Raw genomic sequence first — 25,912 nt, forward strand, 5'->3', positions numbered from 1 at the left:
CTGGAGCGTGTCTCTTTTTTTGTTTGGGGTGGCTGCGCGTGGTTTGCCGAGTGGCGGGGAGAACTCTGGCCAGAACACACATCAGAGCGCCAGCCGTCAGTCTGGTGCCAGAGATTCCAAGGTATCAATGTCATCGCCCAGCAGGGCGGTTTGGGCCTGCTTCAGACGCTCATCCGGCCAGTTCCACCAAGCCAGAGTTTGAAGGCGGGCGATCTTGTCCGGGGTAAATCGGAACCGCGCGACCTGCGCGGGGTTGCCCGTCACGATGCCATAGGGCGGTATCGTCCCACGTACAACCGAGCCTGCGCCAATGATCGCGCCGTTGCCAATGTTGGCACCGGGCAGGATCAAGGCACCATAGCCGATCCAGACGTCATGACCGATCACCGTGTCACGGGTGTCGGGTTGATAGCTGGTCATTTGCGTTGGGTCGAACACCGGGAACGGATAGCAGGTCAACCCATCCTGTGCGTGATTGGCCGAAGCGGTAATGAACCGGACTCCATGGGCGATCTGGCAGAACCTGCCGATCCGCAGGGTTTCGCGCGAGGTTGGAAACAGATAAGGGGCGAGATGGCAGGCCCAATCTGCAGGTGGGTCGAAGTCCGAGGCATATGTATAATCCCCAACACAGAATCGCGGGTGATCCACGACCCGCGCCAACATCACCGTTCCGGCATGGGCGTTGCCGTCGGGCAAGGTGATGGGATGTGGCAGATGCGGGTCGGGTAAGGGCATGTCAATCGTCTGGGCGGCTGAGGGAAAAGAGATCTGTCACAACGCTGTAGTCGCGATAGCCCAGGCGGGCCAGGGGCTGAAACGTCGTAACGTCGAACCGGCCATCAACGATGCAATTGTCGCGCAGGTGAATGCCCACCACTTCCCCAAACACCACACGATTGGCAGCACCCGGCAGGGTGACGATCTGGGTCAGCTTGCATTCCAACGCGGCAGGGGCACCCCCGACCCGGGCGCAATTGATCGTCTGGCAGTCTACGGCCTCTAATCCGGCATGGCTGAATTCATCGACATCGCGCGGCAAGGTGCCCGAACTGGCGTTCATTGCGTCACGCATCGCGTATTCGACGACATTGACGCAGAACACGCCGGTGGCCTCGATATTTGCGGCGCTGTCCTTGGTTCCGTCCTGGTCTTCCTTGGTGCCCGTGGTCGCGAACATCACCTGAGGCGGGGTATAGGCCACGCCGTTGAAGAAGGAGTAGGGTGCCAGGTTGTTCACGCCCTCGGCCGAACGTGTCGAGATCCAGCCAATTGGTCGCGGGGTGATGATGGCATTGAACGGATTATGGGGCAGGCCGTGGCCGTCCTCGGGGCGGTAGAACATGTATTTCTCCTGTCGGGTGTCCCCAAGGGGTAGAGGAAATGTCGGGGAAGTCAAACTTCGCGGTTTGCCCATGGCGCACGCACATGTTAGGGCGGATTTCACCAGTTTGAATTACAAAGGCGCGGGACACCAAGGTGATCGAGCTCTTACCGGAACAGGCCGACGATTGGTGGGAGGTCGAAGCACTGTATGACCTGTGCTTTGCTCCTGGCCGCGAGGCATTGTCGTCTTATCGTCTGCGCGATGATGTGCCTCAGGTCGAAGGCCTCAGCCAGGTCGCCCGCGACGAGCAGGGCATTCTGGCCGGGGCGATCCGGTTCTGGCCGGTGATGGTCGGGCCGCATCCGGCGCTGTTATTGGGACCTGTGGCAATCCATCCCACGCACCAAGGCGAGGGGTTGGGCGGATCGCTCATCCGGGATTCTCTGGCCAAGGCGCAGGAAACCGGCTGGAAACGCTGTATGCTGGTTGGTGACGAACCCTATTATTCAAGGTTCGGATTTACCAAATTGGAGGGGGTGGAAATGCCGCCGCCAACCAACCCCAATCGGGTGTTGGGTTTTGATTTGTGTGATGGGGCCTGGGACGGCGTTCGTGGGCAGGTGACCCGGTGGCAGGCGATGGAACGGCCTTGAACCGGCGGGCCCGAGACCCGATGTTACTATCTGTGGATCCAAGGCCCGGGGAAATCATATGAACGAGATTCTGGACGCTGTCCCGGTATTGAACCGGACCGAAGCCGAGCAGGCGTTGGATCAGCTGGCCCAACGCTATCGCGCGGCTGGCGGGGCCGGTGTCAAGATTGTCAACCTGGTGGGGACCCAAGCCGAGAACCTGTTGGACCGTTTGCCTGATTCCGTGCGTACGGGATTGGGAACCGCGACCGAGCAGGCGCTGACGCTGGCTGTCGAGGCCGCAGGCAAGTCCCGCAATGTGATAGCCGATCAACCCGCCTGGCTGAACACGGCGATGAGTTCGGTTCTGGGAGCAGCTGGTGGGTTTTCCGGGCTGCCGGGCACGATGGTGGAGCTGCCCGCGACTGTCACGCTGTTGATGCGTTCGGTTCAGGGGGTTGCAGCCGAACACGGTTTTGATCCCGACGCCGAAAGCGTCAAGTTCGATTGCGTTCGGGTGTTCGCGGACGGCGGGCCGCTCAGTCACGATGACGGGAGTGATCTGGGTTTCATCTCTGTACGGGTCAGCCTGAGCGGCGTCGCGATGAAAAAGCTGATCGCAACGGTGGCTCCGAAATTGGCTGTGGTTCTGGGGCAAAAGCTGGCGGCCCAGACCGTGCCGGTTCTGGGCGCGATGTCGGGAGCGGCCGTGAACTATGTCTATACCGACTATTACCAGCAGATCGCTCAGGTGCATTTCGGGTTGCGCCGTCTGGCAATTGATGCGGATATCAGCCACGACGAATTGGTCAACGGGTTGCGTCTGAGATTGGGCAAATCCTGACACCAAATCGGGGCAGGGTTCATGTCCCTGTCACACTGAGGCGACACAAAGAATAAAAGCTGTGTAGACAGAGGCATATCATGGCAGAAGAGCCACGGAAGTTACCCGAGCAATATGGGGCCCTGTGCTATCGCTGCGGCATCGACGGGGTCGAGATCCTGCTGGTCAGTTCGCGCAAGTCAGGCCATTGGATTGCGCCCAAGGGAAACCCGTCACGCGGGTTGGAGCCGATGACAACTGCTGTGCATGAAGCCTGGGAAGAAGCCGGGGTGCGGGGGGCGCTCACCGGCGAAGACGTCGGATCCTATTTGGGGGTTCGATCGCGGGCGGGTCGCGAAGAACAGGTTCGTGTTCATCTGTTCCCTTTGCGAGTCGATGTCATGGCTGCGGATTTTCCCGAGGAACCGTACCGCCGACGCCGCTGGTTTCGACAGCATGACGCGGCGGATGCAGTGCACAATCCGGGTCTGGCCCGGATAATGCGAGACTTCGTTGCACCCGAGGTAACCTCTCTGTCGCAAGCCTCTTGAATTCGGCGGCTCCGGGCTATCTAATCGGCACTCCGGTAAGTGAGCCTGACAATGATTCAATATGCTTTGAAATGTGCCGACGGCCACAGCTTTGACAGCTGGTTCCAATCTGCTGCGGCCTACGACAAATTGGCCAAGGCCGGGATGGTGTCCTGTGCTGTCTGCGGGTCCAGCACTGTGGAAAAGGCGATCATGACACCCCGGGTTCGTCCGGCGCGGTCCGCGACATCCGGGATCGGTGACGCCGGACAGGGGCCAGCGCCAACCGCCCCCCCCGTTCCAGATACCCCGGCGAAACCCGCCGGCCCGCTAAGCGCACCGACCAGTGCTGCGGAGCAGGCCGTGGCCGATATGCGTCGTAAGGTCGAAGAGAATTCGGATTATGTGGGCAAGAATTTTGTCAACGAAGCCCGGGCCATGCATTTGGGCGATTCTCCTGAACGTTCGATTTATGGCGAAGCCAAACTGGACGATGCCAAGGCGCTGATCGAAGAGGGTGTCCCGGTGATGCCCTTGCCGTTTATGCCCAACCGAAAGACGAACTGACCCATGCATATTGTGATCACAGGTGCCAATCGTGGCATCGGACAGGCCCTGGCCGCGCGGTATCGCGACGCTGGACATGAGGTCACAGGCACCGCGCGTGACAGCAGTGAAGCGGTGACGCTGGATGTGACCGATCCGGACGCGCAGGCAACGATGGCCGAGATGCTGAAGGGTCGTCCAGTGGATTTGCTGGTCTGCAATGCCGGTGTTTATCTGGATAAAGGACAGAGCATCGACGGCTATCCAGCCGACATGTGGGCCCAGAGCTTTGCTGCAAATGTCACCGGAGTGTTTCTGACGGTTCAGGCGTTGTTGCCAAACCTGAAGGCAGCTCGCGGCAAAGTGGCAATCATTTCATCGCAGATGGCGTCGCATACACGGGCACCCGGCGGGAGCTATATCTATCGCGCCTCCAAGGCGGCGGCGCTGAATCTGGGGCGCAATCTGGCAACGGACCTGAAACCCGATGGGATTAGCGTCGGGATCTACCACCCCGGTTGGGTGCAGACCGATATGGGCGGCGGTGCAGCCGACATAGCGGTCGATCAGGCCACGGGTGGTCTGGTCGACAGATTTGCAGAGCTCGCTCTGGACACCACCGGGTGTTTCCAGACCTGGGATGGACAGGACCACCCGTACTGAGTCGACCTATTGCGCAGCAATGGCCGCGGCAGGGACTTCGATGACCTCGCCGGGGTCGATATGGATGATCAAGGTGTCACCTTGCATCTGTGTCGACATGCGCGATGTGGAGTCTGTAGAGCTGGCTTTGCCGTCCTTGAAATAAACCCGGCGGGTGTCGCCTGTGGGCAGCAGAACGGCCAGTGTCATGGTGCCATCGCTACGGCGGCGCAGTTCTGCGTGACACTTCGATATGGATGAGCCCTGTGATGCGCAGGGGACGGTGCCCAATGCGTTCTTGCCGTCGGTTCCGGCAAGAGTTGCCTCTTCTGCCATGGCAGAAGTGGCGGCAAGGGCGAGGGCGGCAACAAGAAAGCGCATAACATATCCTAGCAATTGAACTGAATTCCACCCCAAAGTGTCAGCCGCGGGCGCAGGTGTAAAGCAACGTTGCATGGCTGACGCAGGGTAAGGGTTCTGGCTCTGTGGCGGCTTTGTCCACTTGCTCTTGCTGCCCCCCTGACTTATGAGGCACGCAACCTATATTCTCAGGCGCGGAGACCTTTGACCCCATGCCAACACTTGTGATGAAATTTGGTGGCACGTCGGTTGCCAACCTGGACCGAATTCGCCGCGCGGCCAAACGCGTTGGCGTCGAAGTTGCCAAAGGCTATGACGTGATCGTCATTGTGTCCGCCATGTCCGGTAAAACGAACGAATTGGTGGGCTGGGTGAATGAAACCTCGCCGCTGTATGACGCCCGCGAATATGATGCGGTTGTGTCGTCAGGCGAAAATGTCACCGCTGGCCTGATGGCATTGACGTTGCAGGAAATGGATGTGCCCGCCCGCAGCTGGCAGGGATGGCAAGTGCCCCTGATCACCACATCCGCCCACAGCCAGGCCCGGATCGAAGAAATCCCCCCGGAAAACATCAATGCCAAATTTGCCGAAGGCATGCGCGTGGCAGTGATTGCCGGGTTTCAGGGTATCAGCCCCGAAGGCCGGATCACCACCCTGGGACGTGGCGGGTCCGACACAACGGCGGTTGCCTTTGCTGCGGCATTCGGTGCCGAACGCTGTGATATCTACACCGACGTGGACGGGGTTTACACAACCGATCCTCGGATTTGCGACAAGGCCCGCAAGCTGGACAAGATCGCATTTGAAGAAATGCTGGAGCTGGCTAGCTTGGGTGCCAAGGTGCTGCAGACCCGCTCGGTTGAACTGGCGATGCGCTACAAGGTAAAGCTGCGCGTTTTGTCGAGCTTTGAGGAACAATCGGACGAGGCCGGAACTCTGGTCTGCGACGAGGAGGAAATCATGGAATCCAATGTTGTGGCCGGTGTGGCCTATTCCCGCGACGAAGCCCAAATGACCCTGATCTCGGTCGCGGACCGACCGGGCATCGCGGCCATCATCTTTACCGCGCTGTCCGAGGGCGGCGTGAACGTGGACATGATCGTTCAGAACATTTCGGAAGAGGGTCGCACCGATATGACCTTCTCGTGCCCCACCGACCAGGTGACCCGCGCAGAAAAAGCGTTGCTGGAAATCAAAGACGCTGGCGAGCTGAATTATGCGGAACTGGACGCCGATACCAATGTCGCAAAGGTTTCTGTCGTTGGAATCGGCATGCGAAGCCAATCCGGCGTGGCCGCAAAGATGTTCAAGGTGCTCTCGGATGAGGGGATCAATATCAAGGTCATTACAACCTCTGAGATCAAGATTTCCGTGTTGATTGATCGGAAATACATGGAACTTGCGGTTCAGGCACTGCATGATGCGTTTGAATTGGACAAGGCGGCCTGATTTCCTTTGGGACGCCTGACACCGGAACCGCGTGGACAGGGCCCATGGTTGACAGTACCGAGACCGAGAGCCGCAAACTGTTGCGGCGGCTGCGCGAAGCCATGGCCAGCGACGAAGCTGGTCAGGCGCGGCTGGACAGTATTACCCATCTGATCGCTGACAGCATGGGGGCCGAAGTGTGTTCGGTCTATTTGTTCCGCGATCACGAAACGCTGGAACTTTGCGCCACCGAAGGTCTTGCTGCCGAGTCGGTGCACCAGACCCGTTTGCGTTTGGGCGAAGGGCTGGTTGGCCGGGTCGCGAAATACCAGAAGGTCATCAACACGCCGGATGCGCCATCTGCAAAAGGATTCCGGTTCATGCCGGAAACTGGGGAAGAAAAATATTCTTCGTTCTTGGGGATTCCGATCCAGAGACTGGGCGAAACGCTGGGTGTTCTGGTGGTCCAAAGCCGCGATGCCCGTGTGTACTCTGCTGACGAAGTCTATGGTCTCGAAGTGGTGGCCATGGTTATTGCCGAAATGACCGAGCTTGGTGCCTTTGTCGGCGAAGGCGCGGCCCTGTCGCCGCTGCACCAGCAATCTGTCCTGCTGCGTGGGGGCACAGCCCAGGAAGGCGCTGCCGAAGGTCACGTCTGGTTGCATGAACCTCGCGTCGTTGTCACCAATCCGATCGCGGACGACCCCGACAAGGAACGTGAACGGCTCGACACGGCGATCGAACAGCTGCGTGTCGGGGTCGACAAGATGTTGGAGATGTCCCAGAACGGGGACAAGGAGCAGCTTCAAGTTCTTGAAGCCTATCGCATGTTTGCCAATTCCAAAGGTTGGCTGAGACGCATGGAAGAGGATATTTCCCGCGGACTCAGCGCCGAAGCCGCTGTGGAAAAGGAACAATCCCAAGCCCGTGCCCGGATGAGCCAGGTCACGGATTCCTACCTTCGGGAACGTCTGGCAGACCTGGATGATTTGTCCAATCGTTTGCTGCGGATCCTGACCGGTCAGGGGGCGACTGCCGGTGCTGAGCTGCCGCCGGATCCCATTCTGATTGCTCGCAACATTGGTCCAGGGGATCTTTTGGAATACGGGCGGTCGCTCAAGGGGATCGTGCTCGAAGAAGGCTCGGTCGGGTCACATGCCGCAATCGTGGCGCGGGCTCTGGCTATTCCCTTGGTCGTTCATGCCGAACGGATCACAACCGAGGCCTTGAACGGCGACCACATCATGGTGGATGGCGATCAGGGCGTAGTGCATCTTCGCCCCGATGAAACCGTCGTCAAAGCCTTTCGGGACAAAATCGCGATGCAGGCCCAAGCCCAGGAGCGCTATGGGTCGATCCGCGAGAAACCTGCTGTAACCCTGGACGGGAAAAGGGTGAATCTGGTCATGAACGCAGGTCTGATGGCGGACCTGCCGTCGCTGGACAGTTCTGGTGCCGAAGGGGTGGGGTTGTTTCGAACCGAACTGCAATTTCTGGTCCGTAACAAGATGCCCAAACGTTCGGAACTGGTCGCGCTTTATGCCCGGGTTCTGGATGCGGCACATGGCAAGCGGGTGGTGTTTCGTACGCTGGATATCGGGTCGGACAAGGTGTTGCCCTATATGAAGGCGACAGATGAACCGAACCCAGCATTGGGCTGGCGGGCCATTCGTGTCGGTCTGGATAAACCTGGCGTGATGCGGATGCAGTTGCAGGCACTGATGCGGGCAGCCAATGGGCGGCCATTGACCATTATGTTTCCCTTTGTCGCTCAGTTCGAAGAGTACCGCGCAGCCAAAGCCGAGGTCGATAAAAGCCTGGAGCGGGAACGCATCCTGGGACACCCGCTGCCGGAAAGTCTGGAAATTGGGGCAATGCTAGAGACCCCATCCTTGGCTTTTGCTCCGCAGAAGTTTTTTGAAGAGGTTGGGTTCCTGTCGATCGGGGGCAATGATTTAAAACAATTCTTCTTTGCCGCTGACCGTGAAAATGAACGTGTGCGCCGACGCTATGACACGTTGAACGTAAGTTTCCTGACCTTTATCGAACGGATCGTAGAGCGCTGCAATGCAACTGGGACGCCGTTGAGTTTTTGTGGCGAGGATGCAGGCCGACCGATCGAAGCCCTCTGTCTGGCTGCCATTGGCATTCGCAGTCTTTCCATGCGCCCGGCGTCAATTGGACCTGTTAAGTCTTTGCTTTTGCGCTCTAACCTGGACGAAGTCCGACGTGTCATCGGCGAGGCCAGGAACAGGGGCGAACAATCGGTTCGGGCGTCGGTTGTCGACTATCTTCGGAATGCAGGCTAGGCGGCTTGCGGGCCGCGTGCGCCCAGTTCAGCCTTTCTGGTCGATCTTGTCCAAAAATTTACGATCTTGGGATCATCTGGGCGTCTAGGTGCGCTACCGCTTGCAGATGTCGGGGATCCGCAGGTTATCCCCAACAAATGTTCAGGCTCGCCTTCTGAAAAGTAGAGTAATGAGCGGATACCAATCTGTGTGCCGATAGCCAAAACTCTGCTTTTGTTGAGAGATGACCGTCTGATAGTGTGTAAAAGTTTTCTTTTTTCAATATTTTGACATTTTGCGGGTGCGAACGTGATCCTTTGGGGTTTCCTGTGTTTTTCCAAAGGTGCATTGAATTTATCCACAGAGAGCGGCTGATCCTTTCTACGGCGTTTGCGCGTCGGTCAACGATATTCAATCACCTGGGGCGTAGGGTCAGACCGCGAGCGCAATGGGTGATCTTTGAGCTTTTGATCACAAGTAATCCACAGGTTAATCACAGGAGGAATGCGCTTTTACATACAGGAACAACAACGAAAATCCAAATTATCCACTGACTGAAGTTTACGACTTCCCTGCGACGTCGCTCCCATACCCAGCCCTGTTTCTCTGATGGTGAACTGGCCAGAAGTTTAAGAACGGTTTTTGGTGATTTGCTTCGCAACGGAGCCGACCTGTGCTGTTTGCGGGAGCGTCACAAGAGCTTTTGCTGTCAGCGCTTTGTTAATCTGTTCTTTTCTAATTCGCCCCCCTTGGGGCAAAGAAAAATGTTCCCAAGCACGGGAGAAAAATATATATGAAAAATTATACAATTTTGAATGTTCCCGGAAAACCGGGACGACTTGGACCTTTTGGGAGGTATGACATGAACAAAATTGCCAAGCTTCTGGCCAGCACGGTGATTGCCGTGGGCGCAACCGTGGGCAGCCTTGCGGCCGAAACCAAGGTGACGGTTTCGACCTGGTTGCCACCAACCCATCCCATCAATACGCAAATGTTGCAGGGGCTCATCGACATGATGGGCGAAGCAACAGGTGGAGAGATCACTGGCGAGTTGAAACACGGTCTGGCCCCTCCACCGGCGCAGATGGATCTGGTGATGGACGGCGCGGCCGATATGACCATCATTTTTCACGGCTATCAGCCGGGCCGCTTTGTCGGCACCAAGCTGATCGAAATTCCGGGGTATGAAGGCAACGCCGAAGCAGCATCAGTCGCCTATTGGCGTGTGCACGAGGCGCATTTGGCGCAGTTGAACGAACACCGTGGGGTCAAGTTGGTTGCGTTGAACACCCATGGACCCGGTCAGATACATTCGAACAAAACCGTCGAATCCCTGGCCGACCTGCAAGGGTTGAAAACCCGTTTGGGCGGCGGTGTTTCAGCAGATGTCGGAGCCGAGTTGGGCCTGATCGGCATTCAGGTGCCTGCCCCAAAGGTGTACGAGACCCTGTCTTCGGGTGCCGCGGATGCTGTTGCCATGAACATCGGGGAGCGTACCGGTTTCAAGCTCAACGAAGTAGCCAAGAACGTCTATGAAATGCCCGGTGGCTTTTATCGTGGATCATTCGCCGTGCTGATGAGCCAGGAAAAATTTGATTCGCTTCCCGCCGACGTTCAAAAGGCGCTGGACGACAACGTATTTGGCGAGCCGGCCAGCCGCATGATGGGCGCAGTCTGGGACAGCCATGACGCCAAGGCGCGCGCTGCGACCGAAGCCACGCCAGACAACAGGATCGTAACAGCCTCGGCCGAGGATCAGGCGGCATTTGCGGAAATGGCGGCCCGGATTCAGGCTAAAATTCTCGCCGAGCTCGCCGAGGCCGGTGTTGACGCCGAAGCCGCCCGCGCAATGGTCATCCAGGACATGGCTGCCAATTGAAACGAACGGAACGGCCCGGATCTGATCCGGGCCATCTTTGGACCGGATTTCGCATGCCCCGAATTTTGAACCTGGTGTTTCGTTTGCCCGTGGCGCTGGCGTCGCTGGCATTATTCCTGCTTATGGCGATGACGTTTGCGGACGTGATCCTGCGGTCTGCGTTCAATGCACCGATCGAGGCCGCGACCGAGCTGACCCGCCTGTTAATGGCGTTGATCGTTTTCTCGGCACTGCCGATGATTTCATTTCAGGGCCATCATATTGCTGTTGACCTGCTGGATGGGCTGTTTGCCCGGTTCCGGTTGGAGCGGGCCCGCGATGTTGCGATCAGCCTGATGTGTGGGGGGATGCTTTTATGGCCGGCGAACCGGATGATTGATCTGGCCGAACGGGCGCGCAGCTATGGCGATCAAACTGAATACCTCAATATTCCAACCTATTACATCGGCTGGTTCATAGCGATTTCCGCCTTTGTGACCGCGGCGGCGCTGATTTTGCGTGGCGGTGCGCTGGCCTTGGGACGGGATCCAGAACAAATGGTGCGACATGACTGAATCTCTGATCGGGTTTGCTGCCGTTCTGGTGCTGGTCCTGCTGCGCATGCCGATTGCATTCGCCATGGGGCTGGTCGGCATGGTGGGCTATATGATCGAAACCTCCTATCGCGGGGCGATTTCGATGGTGGGACGGCTGATCATCGACACCAGTCAGGACTATGGCCTGTCGGTGGTGCCGTTGTTCGTGCTGATGGGGCTACTGGTGAACAAAAGCGGTATCAGCCGCGAGCTTTATCAGGTGTCGAACGCCTTTCTGGGACACCTGCGCGGCGGGCTGGCGATGGCCACGGTGGTGGCCTGTGGAGGGTTTGCAGCGATCTGCGGGTCTTCGTTGGCGACGGCGGCGACCATGTCCAAGGTCGCGATGCCCGAGATGCGCAAATACGGCTATGCGGACAGCCTGTCGACCGCGTCGATTGCAGCGGGGGGCACGCTGGGCATTCTGATCCCGCCGTCGGTCATTCTGGTGATCTATGGCCTGCTGACAGAAACTTCGATCGGCAAGCTGTTCATCGCGGGTATTGTTCCGGGGATCATGGGGATCCTGTTCTATCTGCTGGCGGTGCGGTTCACCGTGGCGCGCAATCCTGACGCCGGGCCGGCAGGACCGCGCACCGATTGGGCCGGTCGCATCGCAGCGCTAAAGGGTGTCTGGGCGGTGCTGCTGCTGTTCGGCCTGGTGATCGGTGGGCTGTACGGGGCGCTGGATTTCTGGCCGCTGCACCTGGCATTTTCCCCGACCGAGGCCGCCGGGATGGGCGCGGCGGGTGCCTTTCTGATTGCGCTGGCGCGAGGAAGCCTGAGTTTTGCGGCCCTGCGCGAGGTGCTGTCGGAAACCGCAACGACCACCGCCTCGCTGTTTTCGGTGCTGATCGGGGCCTGGGTGTTTTCGAATTTCGTCAATATCGCGGGCCTGCCCGAGGCATTGCAAGGCGGGGTGACGTCGATGGGGCTCAGCCCTTGGATGGTCATGGCGATGATTGTCCTGATCTATGTGGTGCTTGGCTGTGTGTTTGAAAGCCTTTCGATGCTGTTGCTCACCGTGCCAATTTTCTTTCCGCTGGTGACTGGATTGGGATTTGACCCCGTCTGGTTCGGGATCATTGTTGTGGTCGTGACCGAGATCAGCCTGATCACGCCGCCTGTGGGGTTGAACGTGTTCATTCTCAAAGGTGTCGTCGGAGATGTCTCGACCGGAACCATCTTTCGGGGTGTGACGCCGTTCTGGGTTGTGGATATTCTTCGCCTGCTGCTGCTGTTGGCGATCCCGGGGCTGGTGTTGTTTCTGCCGTCCTTTCTGTAATAGGGCGGTTCTACAGATCTGAACTGAGGGGAATGACATGTCCGAAACACGCGATGTTCCAGGCGCGCCCGACCGGCCCGAACGTCTCGGGCAATTGGCCTCCTATCTGCTGAACCGCATCATCCATCGCTATAATCAAACGCTTCAGGGCGAGTTGAAACAAAAAGGTGTCACCACGATCACCATGCGCACCGTGGTGTCGCTTAAAATCTATGGTGAACTCACGGTGAACGAACTCTGTGTGCACGCCATTGCGGAACAACCCACCATGAGCCGCACCCTGGACAAAATGGAGGGCGAAGGCCTGATCGCGCGCGAGATCAGTGACAAGGACCAGCGTGTCCGCGTGATTCGCCTGACAGATGTCGGCCACGAATTCTATGACCGCATCTGGCCGGTGATGACCGATGCCAACGAGGCCTTGCTCAAGGAGGTCAGCCCCGAAGACCGTGCCCATCTCATGCGGATCTTGATGCAAATCCTTGGGAATATTCGTCAAAACCCGTTCTGACTGGCACCGCTGGGGTTTCTTTCTGGTAAAAAGTACCTCGGGGTGAATGGGGCCTTCAGGCCCCAGAGGGGCAGCGCCCCAAGATACAGCGGGTCTATTTCAACGGATTGCGCAGAGGTGCCATATTGATGCTTGACGCAGTTAATATGAAAATTCATATTAACTGGAAAGGGAGCGCATCGTGACACTGAAACTGACTTTGCTCGACAGGACACCTCTGACGGACTCTATTTCCCTGTTTCGCTTTGCGCCGGCGGATGGCGTAGAGCTGCCAGGCTACGCCGCAGGCGCACATGTGGATTTCGATATGGGCGCACCCGGATTGCGATCCTATTCATTGATCGATTTCGTTGCGCCATCCGGGGCCCCAGACACCTACACTGTGGCCGTTCAGCGCGAAGACAAGGGGCAGGGCGGATCTGTGGCGATGCATGCGCTTACCCTTGGGGCGCAGGTGTCTGTCAGTTTGCCCAAGAACGATTTCGCACTTCACGACGGGGATGCTCCGGCGGTGCTATTGGCGGGGGGGATCGGGGTCACGCCCATCATTTCCTTTGCGGCCGAACTGACCCGGCGTGGGACCGAATTCTCGCTGCACTATGCGACCCGAAGTGCAGCGGTCTCGGCCTTTGGGGACGTCCTGCGGGATCGGTTTGGCGCGCAATTGCAACAGTGGCATGATGATTGCACGCCGATTGACCTGGGGCAGGTGATTGGGTCGGCTCCACAGGGGGCGCATGTCTATTGTTGCGGCCCCAAGGGCATGATCGACGCGGTGCGTGCACAATGTGAAACCTTGGGAATTCCCGGCGACCATGTGCATTTTGAATTGTTCGCCACACCGCAGGCACAATCCGGGGATCAGCCGTTCGAGGTTGAGATTTCCAGCACGGGCCAGGTCTTTGACATCCCAGCTGACAAAACCATTGTTGATGTGCTCGAAGAGGCGGGCGTTGACGTGATGTTCGACTGTCAGCGTGGCGATTGCGGGATTTGTCAGACCGACGTCCTGGAAGGGGAGCCGGATCATCGCGACGTGGTTCTGTCCGATGCGGAACGGGCCGCTGGAAATGTCATGCAGATCTGCGTCAGCCGGGCCAAATCGGCGCGCTTGGTTCTGGATCTCTAGAAAGCACGCGATCCACACGATTATTATGGGAGAGGCACATATGGGAAAATACAGCGATAACCCTGCCGCTGTGGCCGCGTTGGTACAGCCACATCAGGTGCACAAGGATACCTATATCGACGCAGAAATTTATCAGTTGGAGATGCGTCACCTGTTTTCAAATACGTGGGTTTTTGTCGGTCACGACAGCCAGACCCCGACCAAGGGGGACTACTTTACCACTCAGGTCGGTGATCAGCCTGTGATCATGGTGCGTCATTCGGACAATGAAATCCATGTTCTCTATAATCGCTGCCCCCACAAGGGCACCAAGATTGCCATTGATCGCAGCGGCAATACGGGCAAGTTCTTTCGCTGCCCCTATCATGCGTGGAGCTTCAAGACCAACGGCTGCCTGTTGGCGATCCCGCTAAAGAAGGGCTATGCCCAGACAGAATTCAACGACAGCGAAAGCGCCAAAGGCATGCAGCCAGTGGGTGCGGTGCACAACCATCGCGGCTTTGTCTTTGCCCGGCTGGCGGTTGAGGGTATTTCGTTCGAGGCGTTCTTTGGCGACAGCCTCAGCTCGCTCGACAATATGGTGGATCGCAGCCCCGAAGGGCGGCTGGAGGTTGCTGGGCCACCGCTGCGCTATATGCATCAATGCAACTGGAAGATGCTGGTCGATAACCAGACCGACACCTGCCACCCGATGGTTGCGCATGAAAGCAGCGCGGGCACTGCGGTGAAGTTGTTCGACGCGGCGAATTGGCCCGAGGACAAACCCAAACCCGTCGCGATGGAGATCATCGCACCCTTCATGAGCCCTTATGAGTTCTTTGAGGATATGGGCATCCGCACCTGGCCCAATGGTCATGGTCACACCGGGGTACATCACTCAATCCATTCCGATTACAGCGCCATCCCTGGTTATCACGACGCGATGAATGAAACCTATGGTGCTGAAAAGGCGGCGGAAATCCTGGGCGAAAACCGGCATAACACAGTCTATTTCCCCAACATCATGATCAAGGGGCCGATCCAGCAACTGCGCAACTTTATCCCGATGGGACCGGACAAGACATTGGTGGAAAGCTATATCTATCGCCTGGTCGGCGCGCCCGATCAGCTGCTCGCGCGCACCGCGATGTACAACCGCATGATCAACGCGCCGACGTCGATTGTGGGGCATGACGATCTGGAAATGTATGAACGTGCCCAGGAGGGGCTGCATTCGCAAGGCTCGGACTGGATCAACATCCAACGGCTTTACGAGGGTGAAGAGGATATGAGCGTCGAGGCAGTAGAAAACGGCACCACCGAACGCCAGATGCGCAATCAATTCGATGCCTGGAGCCGCTTCATGACCATGTCCATGCCCAATTCGGAGGCCGCGGAATGAGCATCACGCGCGACGATATCATCGACTTCATCTACGCCGAGGCGCGAATGCTGGACGAGGGGCGGTATTCCGAATGGTTGGACCTGTGGCTGGAGGACGGGCATTACTGGATGCCATTGGATTACAAACAGGCCGACCCGCATCTGGTGACTTCGCTGCTGTATGAGGACAATTTCATGCTGCGGTTGCGGGTTGAACGGCTGAACGGGGAACGCACATTCAGCCAGAAACCCAAAAGCCGCTGTCATCATGTGATCCAGCGTCCATTTGTCGATGAGTTCGACGTCGAGGCCGGGCATTTCGTGACCAACACGTCAATGCATTATGTAGAAACCCGGCTGGACGAACAATTCCTATTGGCGCTGACCGCCACGCACGAACTGAAGTTGGTCGACGGTCGGCTTAGGATCGCAAACAAGCGGGTGGATCTTTTGAATTCCGATGCTGCCTTTGGCAACATTCAGCTTCTGCCATGATGCCATCTGAAGCACCCAATGTTTACAGGGCGTTGCAGAACGCAGCAGGCCAGTGGCCGGGTCGTCCTTTGCTGAATGTTCTGCCATCCGTGGCGCAGGTCTATGATATTGATCCTGAGCAGATTAGTTTCTCTAATGCCTTGGCACGTGTGGACCATTGGGCGGAGCGCCTGCAATCTGCGGGATACACGTCGGGTATGCGGGTCGCGGTGTTGCTGGAAAACAGGCCGGAATTCTTCTTGCTCTGGCTGGCATTGAACCGGTTAGGTGCGTCGATCGTGCCGATAAACCCGGACTTACGTGCGGCCGAGCTGGAGTACCTGATCGCCCACGCGGAACCGGCGTTGATTGTGACCATTGCGCCGCGTGTGGCCGAGCTTCAGTTGGCGGCGGACGCGGCAGAGGTGTCCGTTCAGGCGGTGACGCCAGATGACCGGTTGCCTCGGCCGCGCCGGAAGGCGACGGTTGCAGCACTGACAGAGGACGACATGTCTCGCGAAGCGGCGGTGCTTTATACCTCGGGCACGACCGGAAACCCAAAAGGCTGTGTGCTGTCCAATTCTTATTTTCTCGAGGTCGCCCGCTGGTACACATCGCTGGGCGGGATCGTATCTCTGTCAACTGACGGGGAACGTATGATTACCCCTCTGCCTATTTTTCACATGAACGCAATGGCTTATTCTTTTATGGCCATGCTGAGTGTGGGGGGATGCCTGACCGCATTGGACCGGTTTCACCCTTCGACCTGGTGGCAGGATGTGGCTGACAGTGGTGCCACCTGTCTGCACTACCTGGGCGTGATGCCGTCGATGTTGATGGGGGCGGCGCCCGCTCTGCAGGATCGGGCGCATAGGGTGCGGTTTGGCTTTGGCGCAGGCGTTGATCCCAAGTTACAGGCCGCGTTCGAGGACCGGTTTGGTTTTCCTTTGATGGAGGCCTGGGCGATGACCGAAACCGGGGCTGGCGCGGTGATTTCTGCGCATGAATTGGATCGGTTGATCGGGCAGTCCGCTTTGGGTCGCGTGCCTGACTGGCTGGACGTCCGATTGATCGACGAAGATGGACGGGATGTGCCTGAGGGCGCGCCGGGAGAGTTGTTGGTGCGGCGCAAAGGCGATCAGCCGCGCCTTGGGTTTTTCAGCGAATACTACAAGAACCCGTCGGCCACTGCCGAGGCCTGGGAGGGAGGATGGTTTCACACCGGGGATATCGTGCGCAGGGGCGAGGGGGGCAACATGTTCTTTGTCGACCGGCGCAAGAATGTGATCCGCAGGTCGGGTGAAAACATCGCTGCGGTCGAAGTGGAATCGATTCTGATGCGCCATCCGCAGGTTCGCGCGGCGGGCGTCGCGGCTGTGCCGGATCCAATCCGGGGGGATGAGGTCTTTGCCTGTCTCTCCGTCGATGACCCCGCGCCTGAAACCGCGCAGGCCATCACCAAATGGGCGCTGGGCCAAATGGCCTATTACAAGGTGCCGGGGTTCATCGCCTTTGTCGATCAGCTGCCACTGACCGCCACCCACAAGATTCAACGCAAGGCGCTGAAGGAGCTGGCTTTGCAATTGCGCGACGATACAGCCACAGTGACACTCACCCATCTCAAGAAAAGGCAGGTCGTCGCATGAGACCCCGCCAATCCTATGACGGCGTGGCCCTGGTCGCGCCTTTTTCGACGCCGTACCAGCGGTATTCTATTGAAACTGCCCATTGGTGGATCGCGCGTGCGCTGCGCGGATCATTGCAGGCGGCGGGTTTGAAACCTGCCGATCTGGACGGGTTTTGCGCGGCGTCTTTTACGCTGTTTCCCGACACGGCGGTGGGGTTGACCCAGCATCTGGGCCTGTGTCCACGTTGGCTGGATCATATCCCGATGGGCGGGGCCTCGGGCGTGGTGGCTTTGCGCCGGGCGGCGCGCGCGGTGCAGGCAGGGGATGCGGATATCGTGGCCTGCGTGGCGGGGGACACCAACCATATCGACAGTTTCCGCTCGCTGTTATCGTCGTTCAGCCGGTTCGCGATGGATGCCTCCTATCCTTATGGTTATGGTGGGCCGAATGCGAATTTCGCCTTGTTGACCGACCGCTACATGCAGGAATACGGCGCAACGCGGGCCGATTTTGGCCGTATCGCTGTGGCTCAGCGGGCCAATGCGCTGAACAATCCAGGCGCAGTGATGAAAAAACTGCTGACGCTGGATCAATACCTGGACGCGCGCCCCATCGCCGATCCCATTGCGCTGTTTGACTGTGTCATGCCCTGTGCGGGCGGCGAGGCATTTCTGGTCATGACCGTGGAAGAGGCCGAGCGGAGAAACCTGCCATATGCCCGCATTGCCGGTGCCATCGAACGTCACAACGCCCATGCAGACGACCCGATCCAATTGCGCGGCGGTTGGACGCTGGACATTGATGAACTCTATGCCATGGCCAACAGCGGGCCGGATCAGATGGATCTGGTGCAGACTTATGATGATTATCCGGTGATCTCGATGTTGCAGATCGAGGACCTTGGATTTTGCGCCAAGGGCGAAGGGCCGGATTTTCTGAAGGACAAGGATATGACCATCACCGGGGATTTCCCGCATAACACCTCTGGCGGGCAGCTGTCTGCCGGTCAGGCCGGGGCGGCGGGCGGTTTCATCGGGCTGGTCGAAGCGATCCGTCAGGTGACAGGACAGGCCGGGCCGACACAGGTCAAGGGCGCGAAACGGGCATTGGTGTCTGGTTTTGGCATGATCAACTATGATCGGGGTGTCTGTTCCAGCGCCGCCATTCTGGAGGGCGCGGCATGACAACGCCTCTGACACCTCCGCCAAAGAAGAACCCGCAGAAACGCACGCTCAGCCCGACCCGCCCGCCAGAGATGCGGTCGCGCGCCGCCATGGGGCTGAGCGCAGCAGCGGCCGAGGGGAGGTTCATGTTGCAGCACTGCGCCGAATGTGGCGCGGTGCAATACCCGCCGCGTGATGCCTGTTGCCAGTGTCTCGGCACGGACCTGCCCTGGCGCGACACCGCGCCCGAAGGGGAGCTGCTTGCAGAGACCACCATTCGCACCTCGACCAACCTCTATTTCCGCGAACGCGCGCCATGGCGCACGGGATCGGTGCGGTTGGATGCGGGGCCGGTGATCATTTGCCACGTGCATGGTGATGTGGTGCCCCGGTCGCGGGTGCGGTTGTGGAACCGCCTGGACCGGTCGGGGCAGGGGGTAATTCTGGCGGTGCCAGAAGAAAGGACACCCAATATGGAAGACGACCCGCAACTGCGCGCGCTGGGCAGCGACCCCAAACACCGCCGGGTGTTGATCACCGACGGGCGCAACCCGAATACACCGGCGCTGGTCAAGGCGCTGCAACGGGCCGGGGCCAGCATGATTTTTGTCGGGGAAAGCGAAAGCTGGCGACCCAATCCGAACCGCGCGGCGCTGGAGGGTGTTGAAATCCTGCCGTTGGACGTGACTGATACGGCGTCGGTCGTGGAGCTGGCCGGTGAGATCGGGGGCAAGACCGATATCCTGATCAACAACGCCCGTTTCATTCGCCCAGGAGGCGTGATGGGCCGTGGAGACACCGCCTTTGCCCGTGACGAGATGGAAGTGAATTACCTTGGCCTCATGCGGCTGGCGCAGGCCTTTGGTCCCGGCATGTGTGCCCGAACGGCTGATGGCGTAAATTCGGCGGTGGCATGGGTTAACATTCTGTCGGCTCACGCAATCATGCCGACGCCAGATTTCGGCTGTTTCTCTGCGTCCAATGCGGCAGCGCTGAACCTGTCGCAGACATTGCGGGGCGAATTCCGTCGTTCTGGATTGCGGTTGATGACCGTGTTTGTCGGCCCGACCGAAGATGATTGGCACCAACCACTGCCGCCACCAAAGGTGCTGCCCGATGGCATTGCGCGATCCGTGGTGCAGGGGTTGCGCGACGGGTTGGAGGATGTTTGGTGCGGTGATGTTGCCAAGGAATTGATCGAACGATTCAGAGCGGGTGCAAAGGTTCTGGAACGGGAAATGACCATGGGAGGTCCGGAATGAGCACCCTAAGCGATCTGGCTGTGAAACTGGCCTCGGGTGATGTGCGCGTGGTCGACCTGACCCACATGTTGGACCCGGACTTCCCGGTGATCATCCTGCCGCCCGAATTTGGCCAATGCGCCCGATTTCGGATGGAGGAGGTCAGTGCCTATGATCATCGCGGGCCTGCATGGAAGTGGCATAATATTTCGATGTCAGAGCATACCGGCACCCATTTTGACGCGCCGGTTCACTGGATATCCGGTCGCGATGTCCCAAATGGCGCGGTGGATGAAATTGACCCGGCTGCCTTTGTCGGCTCGGTGGTGGTGATTAATTGCTCTGAGGGTGCCGCAGAGGATGAAGATTTTGAGCTGACACCTGCGGTGATCGAAGCCTGGGAGGCGGAGCACGGGCAAATCCCGGCAGGGGCCTGGGTGTTGATGCGCACCGACTGGTCGAAACGGCGCGGGGCCGCGTATCTGAACATGCGCGATGACGGGGCGCATTCTCCGGGGCCAACGCCCGACGCGATGCGGATGCTGGTGGAACAGCGTGATATTCGCGGGTTTGGCACCGAAACTGTTGGTACGGATGCGGGGCAGGGCGCACATTATACGCCGCCATATCCGGCGCACTACATCCTGCATGGGGCAGGGAAATACGGTCTGCAATGTCTGGCCAATCTGGATCAATTGCCCGCGACGGGTGCCGTGCTGATGGCTGCACCATTGAAAATCAAAAACGGCACCGGCAGCCCTCTGCGTGTGCTGGCCATGGTGGAGAACACATGAGTTACACAGCGGTTATTACCGGTGCCTCCAAGGGGATTGGTCTGGATCTGGCGCAACGCCTGCTGGAGAAGGGCTATACCGTGATCTCCATCGCGCGCAATGCGCCCCAGGGGTTCACGCATTCGCAGTTCAATACGGTCACAGCGGATCTGTTGGATGCTGACGCGGTTGCCGGTGCGGCACAACAGATCGCAGCCGATCACGACGTTTCCCATTTCGTGCATAACGCCGGGCTGATTTGGCCCAATCCGATTGAAGAGGCGAAACCGGATGACCTATTGGGGTTGACCCAGTTGCACATGGGATCGGCTCTGACCCTGACGCAGGCGTTTTTGCCTGCGATGAAAGCGCGTCGGTTTGGGCGCATCCTGTTCAACGGGTCGCGGGCGGCGCTGGGCGTGCCGACACGCACCGCCTATTCCGCGACCAAGGCAGGGATGGTGGGGATGGCGCGGACCTGGGCGCTTGAGCTGGCCCCACATGGAATAACCGTTAATGTTGTGGCACCCGGCCCGGTGCAAACCGATAATTTCTGGGGTATCATTCCCAAAGGGTCGAAACGCGAGACGGCATTGGCCGATCGGATTCCCGTGGGCCGGTTGGGCACAACACGTGATATTTCAAATGCATTCCTTTACTTTTGTGACCCGGAAAACGGATTTGTCACCGGGCAGACATTGTATGTCTGCGGAGGGGCCAGCGTGTCATCTACCTCATTGTAAACATGCCTGAATCCCGGTTTTCACAGTGTCTGAGCTGGCTCCGGTTTCAGGTGGGTATATCAAGGGAGAGCGAAAATGTTTCAGGCTTGAAATTTTAAGCTTGAAATGTATTTGACTTGGCCTATCCTGTTCCCAACACGGAAAATATTGCGGGAGGATGGTCATGCGAATTGCTTGTCTGGGTGGAGGGCCCGCGGGTCTTTACTTTGCGATCTCGATGAAGCTGCGTCAGCCTGACGCCAAAGTCACAGTGATCGAACGCAACAAGCCTGATGATACTTTTGGCTGGGGTGTGGTGCTCAGTGATGATGCGCTGGAAAATCTGACTGCCAACGATCCCCAAAGCGCCGAGGCCATTCGTGCCAGTTTCGCATATTGGGATGATATCGCCGTGGTCCATGGCGGTGCGCGTACCGTTTCGGGTGGTCATGGGTTTGCCGGGATCGGTCGCAAGAAAATGTTATTGGTGCTTCAGGACCGCGCACGCGAATTGGGCGTGGACCTGCAATTTGAAACCATTGCGAAACCGGCATCGGAATATCAGAAAGAATATGATCTGGTGGTGGGCTGTGATGGCCTGAATTCACAGGTGCGCAGCGAATTTGCAGACCACTTCAAACCCAACATCGACGTGCGCCCGTGCAAATTCATCTGGTTGGGCACCCATCAAAAATTCGATGATGCCTTTACCTTTGTATTCGAGGAAACCAAACACGGTTGGGTCTGGATCCATGCCTATCAATTCGATGATGACACTGCGACGGTGATTGTCGAATGCTCTGCTGAAACCTGGGACAACTGGGGGTTCGAGGGCATGTCCAAGGACGAGATCATTCGCACCTGCGAGGAGATCTTTGCCGATCATCTGGACGGGCATGATCTGATTTCCAATGCAGATCATTTGCGCGGCTCGGCGGTCTGGATCAACTTTCCGCGGGTGTTGTGCGAAAAGTGGTACCACGAAAACGTCGTTCTACTGGGCGATGCGTCGGCTACGGCGCATTTTTCGATCGGCTCAGGATCTCGCTTGGCCTTTGACAGCGCCATTGCGCTGGCGGAGTTTGTCACCACTGAACCAACGCTGGAACAGGCCTTTGCCCGTTATCAGGAGGAGCGCCGCCTGGATGTGTTGCGCCTGCAATCGGCGGCGCGCAATTCGCTGGAATGGTTCGAGGAAGTCGAGCGCTATCTGGGAATGGATCCAGTGCAGTTCAATTACTCCTTGCTGACGCGATCCCAGCGGATTTCCCATGAAAACCTGCGCCTGCGCGATGGGGAATGGTTGCAAAGCGCTGAAAAATGGTTCCAAACCCGTGCCGGGGCTCCGGCTGATGCGCCAACGCGCCCACCGATGTTTGCCCCCTATCAGCTGCGCAACATGTCGTTGAAAAACCGCGTCGTCGTGTCCCCGATGGCACAATACAAGGCGGTGGGTGGCTGCCCGACAGACTGGCATCTGATCCACTACGGTGAACGCGCCAAAGGCGGGGCCGGGTTGGTGTATACCGAGATGACCTGTGTGTCTGCCGAAGGGCGGATCACGCCAGGGTGTCCGGGGCTGTACGCGCCAGAGCACGAGGCCGCATGGCAGCGTTTGACCGGATTTATACACGCTGAAACCGATGCCAAAATCTGCTGTCAAATCGGTCATTCCGGGCGCAAGGGGTCGACCCAGGTGGGCTGGGAAGTGATGGATGCACCATTGAGCGATGGCAATTGGGACACTATGTCGGCCTCGGCTATTGCGTGGTCTGATCAAAACGCCGCGCCGCGCGAAATCACCCGGGCCGAAATGGACATGGTGCGCGATCAGTTCGTCGCCAGCGCTGAAATGGCAGACCGCGCCGAGTTTGACATGATCGAATTGCACGCCGCCCACGGCTATCTGATCTCGTCCTTCATCTCGCCCATGTCGAATATGCGTGGCGATGAATACGGCGGGTCGCTGGAAAACCGGATGCGTTATCCGCTGGAAGTGTTCAACGCCATGCGCGCTGTCTGGCCCGCAACCAAACCGATGTCGGTGCGGATTTCTGCAAACGATTGGGTTGGCGAGGCTGGTGTTACTCCGGACGAAGCAGTTGAAATCGCCCGCATGTTCGAGGCAACGGGCGCAGATATCATAGACGTGTCCGCCGGTCAGACCTCGACCGAGGCCGAACCGGTTTATGGTCGCATGTTCCAGACACCGTTTTCCGACCGGATCCGCAATGAGGCGGGGATTTCAACCATGGCCGTCGGCAATATCTACGAAGCCGACCACGCCAACTCGATCCTGATGGCTGGGCGGGCTGATCTGGTCTGTGTCGGGCGTCCGCATTTGGCGGATCCCTATTGGACCCTGCATGAGGCCACCAAAATCGGCGATCGCATGGCCCCGGATTGGCCGCTGCCCTATGAGGCCGGTCGCGATCAGGCCTGGCGTTTGGCAGACAGAGAGGCCGAGGTGATCCGGGCATGAGCGTGACGAACAAACACGTGGTGATTTCCGGGGGCGGTAGCGGCGTTGGGGCCGCGATGGCTTCCTGCTTTGCTGCGGCGGGGGCCAAGGTCACCATTCTGGGGCGCCGCATGGAACCGCTACAACAGGTCGCCAAGGAAAACGGCTGTTTTGCAGCAACCTGTGATGTGACCGATAGAATGTCGCTGGACGTGGCGCTGGCCCAGGCCGAGGCGCGCAATGGCGCTGTGAATATCGCCATCGCCAATGCCGGTGCTGCGCCCAGCACTCCGTTTGCCAAGATGACGCCCGAGGATTTGGCTGGTACGTTAGCTGTCAATCTGGGTGGGGTGTTCAATTTGTGGCAGGCCTGTCTGACGGGTATGAAAGCCGACGGGTGGGGGCGAATGATCGCTGTGGCCTCGACTGCTGGGCTCAAGGGGTTTCCCTATGTGTCCGGTTATTGCGCCGCCAAACACGGCGTGGTCGGTTTGACCCGCGCATTGGCGTTGGAACTGGCCCGCACCGGGATCACCGTGAACGCAATCTGTCCCGGGTTCATCGAGACCCCCTTGTTGGAACGCTCGATCGAGACGATCATGGTCAAAACCGGCCGGAGCCGTGACGAGGCGATTGCTTCGCTGGCCAAGGGCAACCCCCAGGGGCGCCTGATTCAGCCGGAGGAAGTGGCCGAAACCGCGCTCTGGCTGGCCGGAGACGGCTCGGCCTCGATCAACGGCAGTGCGCTGCCGATATCTGGAGGCGAGATTTGAGCGACACCACCCCATCCCCCGCAACATCCCCGGCGACATCAAAGGACCGGCTGCGCCTGTGGCTGCGCGTGCTCAAGGCCACCCGTGCCGTGGAAAGCGAAATTCGCGAAAATCTGAGACGCGACTTTGCAACCACCTTGCCCCGGTTCGATGTGATGGCTGCTCTGACCCAGCATGGCGACGGGCTGAAAATGAGCGAACTGTCAGGCGTGTTGAAAGTGTCCAATGGCAATGTCACGGGCATCGTGGACCGGCTGGTCGAAGATGGACATGCCGCGCGGGAAAAAGTGCCGGGAGATCGCCGTGCCAGCAGGGTGATCCTGACCGCCAAGGGGCGGGCGGAATTCGCCCATCAGGCGGCGGCGCATGAGGCGTGGATTGACCAGATATTTGCCCACGTGGGGCCGTTGGATGCCGTTAATATCGCCGAAACTCTGGATGGCGTGGCAAAGCAATTGGAAGACAGGGACTAGGATCAGATGAGCAAGAGTGCACCAGAACATTTTCTACTGGGCGTCGAAAACGGCATCGCCACGGTGGCGCTGGACCGGCCCGAGCGCAAGAACCCGTTGACCTTTGACAGCTACGCCGAACTGCGTGATTGGTTCCGCGACCTGCACTATGATGACACCATCAAGGCGGTGGTCTTTGCCCCCAATGGTGGCAACTTCAGCTCGGGCGGGGATGTGCACGACATTATCGGGCCGCTGACCAAAATGAACATGAAGGAGCTGCTGGCCTTTACCCGCATGACCGGGGATCTGGTCAAGGCGATGGTAAACTGTGGCAAGCCGATTATCGCCGCCGTTGACGGGATCTGTGCCGGGGCGGGGGCGATCATTGCCATGGCGTCGGACCTGCGCATCGCCACGCCCGAGACCAAAGTGGCGTTTTTGTTCAACCGCGTTGGCCTTGCGGGGTGTGACATGGGGGCCTGTGCCATCCTGCCCCGGATCATTGGGCAGGGTCGCGCGGCCGAACTGCTCTATCTGGGACGCGCCATGACCGCCGACGAAGGTCAGGCCTGGGGGTTTTTCAACCGGGTGGTGGATCGCGGCGATCTGATGACCAATGCCCAGGATATGGCTGGTCGGATCGCAGCCGGGCCCGGTTTTGCCAATATGATGACCAAAACCATGCTGGCCCAGGAATGGGCAATGTCGATCGAACAAGCCATCGAAGCCGAAGCCCAGGCCCAGGCGATCTGCATGCAGGGACAGGATTTTCACCGGGCCTATCACGCGTTTGTGGCCAAGGAACGTCCGGTGTTTGAAGGGGATTGAACGCAGGCGAAGGTGGTCTTTGAGGGGTGGCCCCAAACCCTGGAGCGATTGGGGGCCAGCCCCCAAACCCCCGGA

26 protein-coding genes are annotated in these 25,912 nt (G+C 58.6%); 23 read left to right on the forward strand and 3 right to left on the reverse strand.

The window, feature by feature from the left end; all coding sequences use genetic code 11:
• Nucleotides 1-96: 96 nt before the first annotated feature.
• Nucleotides 97-738: a CatB-related O-acetyltransferase gene (locus K3727_06070; protein UWQ92361.1), complete on the reverse strand. Its 642-nt coding sequence runs from the start codon at nucleotides 736-738 to the stop codon at nucleotides 97-99.
• 1 nt (nucleotide 739) lies between these two features.
• Entirely contained in the window at nucleotides 740-1,345 is a 606-nt protein-coding gene (locus tag K3727_06075) for a flavin reductase family protein (protein UWQ92362.1), read from the reverse strand.
• Between the two features lie 134 nt (nucleotides 1,346-1,479).
• Between K3727_06075 and K3727_06080 the strand changes: the two genes are divergently transcribed.
• The 5 genes from K3727_06080 (at nucleotide 1,480) to K3727_06100 (ending at nucleotide 4,521) form a co-directional block, all read left to right on the forward strand.
• Nucleotides 1,480-1,980 (forward strand): N-acetyltransferase, encoded by a 501-nt coding sequence (locus K3727_06080; GenBank protein ID UWQ92363.1) that lies wholly within the window; start codon nucleotides 1,480-1,482, stop codon nucleotides 1,978-1,980.
• A gap of 58 nt (nucleotides 1,981-2,038) precedes the next feature.
• Nucleotides 2,039-2,803, forward strand: a complete 765-nt coding sequence (locus K3727_06085) for an EcsC family protein (GenBank protein UWQ92364.1) — start codon at nucleotides 2,039-2,041, stop codon at nucleotides 2,801-2,803.
• 80 nt (nucleotides 2,804-2,883) lie between these two features.
• Nucleotides 2,884-3,333 (forward strand): NUDIX hydrolase, encoded by a 450-nt coding sequence (locus tag K3727_06090; protein ID UWQ92365.1) that lies wholly within the window; start codon nucleotides 2,884-2,886, stop codon nucleotides 3,331-3,333.
• Between the two features lie 51 nt (nucleotides 3,334-3,384).
• Nucleotides 3,385-3,879 (forward strand): DUF1178 family protein, encoded by a 495-nt coding sequence (locus tag K3727_06095; GenBank protein UWQ92366.1) that lies wholly within the window; start codon nucleotides 3,385-3,387, stop codon nucleotides 3,877-3,879.
• A gap of 3 nt (nucleotides 3,880-3,882) precedes the next feature.
• The gene (locus tag K3727_06100) at nucleotides 3,883-4,521 is read left to right on the forward strand and encodes an SDR family NAD(P)-dependent oxidoreductase (GenBank protein ID UWQ92367.1); all 639 of its coding nucleotides are present in this window, start codon (nucleotides 3,883-3,885) and stop codon (nucleotides 4,519-4,521) included.
• Between the two features lie 6 nt (nucleotides 4,522-4,527).
• Here K3727_06100 and K3727_06105 read toward each other — a convergent pair whose 3' ends face one another.
• The gene (locus K3727_06105; protein ID UWQ92368.1) at nucleotides 4,528-4,881 is read right to left on the reverse strand and encodes a hypothetical protein; all 354 of its coding nucleotides are present in this window, start codon (nucleotides 4,879-4,881) and stop codon (nucleotides 4,528-4,530) included.
• A gap of 191 nt (nucleotides 4,882-5,072) precedes the next feature.
• On the opposite strand from K3727_06105, the gene K3727_06110 reads away from it, so the two are divergent.
• From K3727_06110 to K3727_06195, 18 genes are all read left to right on the forward strand, one after another.
• A complete protein-coding gene (locus K3727_06110; GenBank protein ID UWQ92369.1) occupies nucleotides 5,073-6,311 on the forward strand; it encodes an aspartate kinase in 1,239 nt (412 codons plus the stop codon).
• 44 nt (nucleotides 6,312-6,355) lie between these two features.
• Entirely contained in the window at nucleotides 6,356-8,599 is a 2,244-nt protein-coding gene (ptsP, locus tag K3727_06115; GenBank protein ID UWQ92370.1) for a phosphoenolpyruvate--protein phosphotransferase, read from the forward strand.
• 841 nt (nucleotides 8,600-9,440) lie between these two features.
• On the forward strand, nucleotides 9,441-10,457 hold the full coding sequence (locus K3727_06120) for a TRAP transporter substrate-binding protein (GenBank protein UWQ92371.1): 1,017 nt from the start codon (nucleotides 9,441-9,443) through the stop codon (nucleotides 10,455-10,457).
• Between the two features lie 53 nt (nucleotides 10,458-10,510).
• Nucleotides 10,511-11,011, forward strand: a complete 501-nt coding sequence (locus K3727_06125) for a TRAP transporter small permease (GenBank protein ID UWQ92372.1) — start codon at nucleotides 10,511-10,513, stop codon at nucleotides 11,009-11,011.
• Complete coding sequence (locus K3727_06130; GenBank protein UWQ92373.1) at nucleotides 11,004-12,317, forward strand: TRAP transporter large permease; 1,314 nt, start codon at nucleotides 11,004-11,006, stop codon at nucleotides 12,315-12,317. The genes K3727_06125 and K3727_06130 overlap by 8 nt, the downstream gene beginning before the upstream one ends.
• Before the next feature lie 37 nt (nucleotides 12,318-12,354).
• Nucleotides 12,355-12,828 (forward strand): MarR family winged helix-turn-helix transcriptional regulator, encoded by a 474-nt coding sequence (locus tag K3727_06135; GenBank protein ID UWQ92374.1) that lies wholly within the window; start codon nucleotides 12,355-12,357, stop codon nucleotides 12,826-12,828.
• A 178-nt stretch (nucleotides 12,829-13,006) separates the two neighbouring features.
• A complete protein-coding gene (locus tag K3727_06140; GenBank protein ID UWQ93284.1) occupies nucleotides 13,007-13,957 on the forward strand; it encodes a PDR/VanB family oxidoreductase in 951 nt (316 codons plus the stop codon).
• A gap of 40 nt (nucleotides 13,958-13,997) precedes the next feature.
• The gene (locus tag K3727_06145; GenBank protein ID UWQ92375.1) at nucleotides 13,998-15,338 is read left to right on the forward strand and encodes an aromatic ring-hydroxylating dioxygenase subunit alpha; all 1,341 of its coding nucleotides are present in this window, start codon (nucleotides 13,998-14,000) and stop codon (nucleotides 15,336-15,338) included.
• Complete coding sequence (locus tag K3727_06150) at nucleotides 15,335-15,814, forward strand: aromatic-ring-hydroxylating dioxygenase subunit beta (GenBank protein UWQ92376.1); 480 nt, start codon at nucleotides 15,335-15,337, stop codon at nucleotides 15,812-15,814. The genes K3727_06145 and K3727_06150 overlap by 4 nt, the downstream gene beginning before the upstream one ends.
• Nucleotides 15,811-17,439, forward strand: coding sequence for an AMP-binding protein (locus tag K3727_06155; protein ID UWQ92377.1), 1,629 nt, complete (start codon nucleotides 15,811-15,813; stop codon nucleotides 17,437-17,439). The genes K3727_06150 and K3727_06155 overlap by 4 nt, the downstream gene beginning before the upstream one ends.
• Nucleotides 17,436-18,605, forward strand: a complete 1,170-nt coding sequence (locus tag K3727_06160) for a thiolase family protein (protein UWQ92378.1) — start codon at nucleotides 17,436-17,438, stop codon at nucleotides 18,603-18,605. Before K3727_06155 ends, K3727_06160 begins: the two co-directional genes overlap by 4 nt.
• Entirely contained in the window at nucleotides 18,602-19,846 is a 1,245-nt protein-coding gene (locus tag K3727_06165) for an SDR family NAD(P)-dependent oxidoreductase (protein ID UWQ92379.1), read from the forward strand. Before K3727_06160 ends, K3727_06165 begins: the two co-directional genes overlap by 4 nt.
• Entirely contained in the window at nucleotides 19,843-20,619 is a 777-nt protein-coding gene (locus K3727_06170; protein UWQ92380.1) for a cyclase family protein, read from the forward strand. Before K3727_06165 ends, K3727_06170 begins: the two co-directional genes overlap by 4 nt.
• Nucleotides 20,616-21,341, forward strand: a complete 726-nt coding sequence (locus K3727_06175; GenBank protein ID UWQ92381.1) for an SDR family oxidoreductase — start codon at nucleotides 20,616-20,618, stop codon at nucleotides 21,339-21,341. The genes K3727_06170 and K3727_06175 overlap by 4 nt, the downstream gene beginning before the upstream one ends.
• Before the next feature lie 163 nt (nucleotides 21,342-21,504).
• A complete protein-coding gene (locus K3727_06180) occupies nucleotides 21,505-23,802 on the forward strand; it encodes a bifunctional salicylyl-CoA 5-hydroxylase/oxidoreductase (protein ID UWQ92382.1) in 2,298 nt (765 codons plus the stop codon).
• A complete protein-coding gene (locus K3727_06185; protein ID UWQ92383.1) occupies nucleotides 23,799-24,554 on the forward strand; it encodes an SDR family oxidoreductase in 756 nt (251 codons plus the stop codon). The genes K3727_06180 and K3727_06185 overlap by 4 nt, the downstream gene beginning before the upstream one ends.
• Before the next feature lie 68 nt (nucleotides 24,555-24,622).
• Nucleotides 24,623-25,027 (forward strand): MarR family transcriptional regulator, encoded by a 405-nt coding sequence (locus tag K3727_06190; GenBank protein ID UWQ93285.1) that lies wholly within the window; start codon nucleotides 24,623-24,625, stop codon nucleotides 25,025-25,027.
• 6 nt (nucleotides 25,028-25,033) lie between these two features.
• On the forward strand, nucleotides 25,034-25,837 hold the full coding sequence (locus tag K3727_06195) for an enoyl-CoA hydratase family protein (GenBank protein UWQ92384.1): 804 nt from the start codon (nucleotides 25,034-25,036) through the stop codon (nucleotides 25,835-25,837).
• Nucleotides 25,838-25,912 lie beyond the last annotated feature (75 nt).

Source organism: Rhodobacteraceae bacterium M382 (genome assembly GCA_025141015.1).
Classification (GTDB): Bacteria; Pseudomonadota; Alphaproteobacteria; order Rhodobacterales; family Rhodobacteraceae; genus Aliisedimentitalea; species Aliisedimentitalea scapharcae.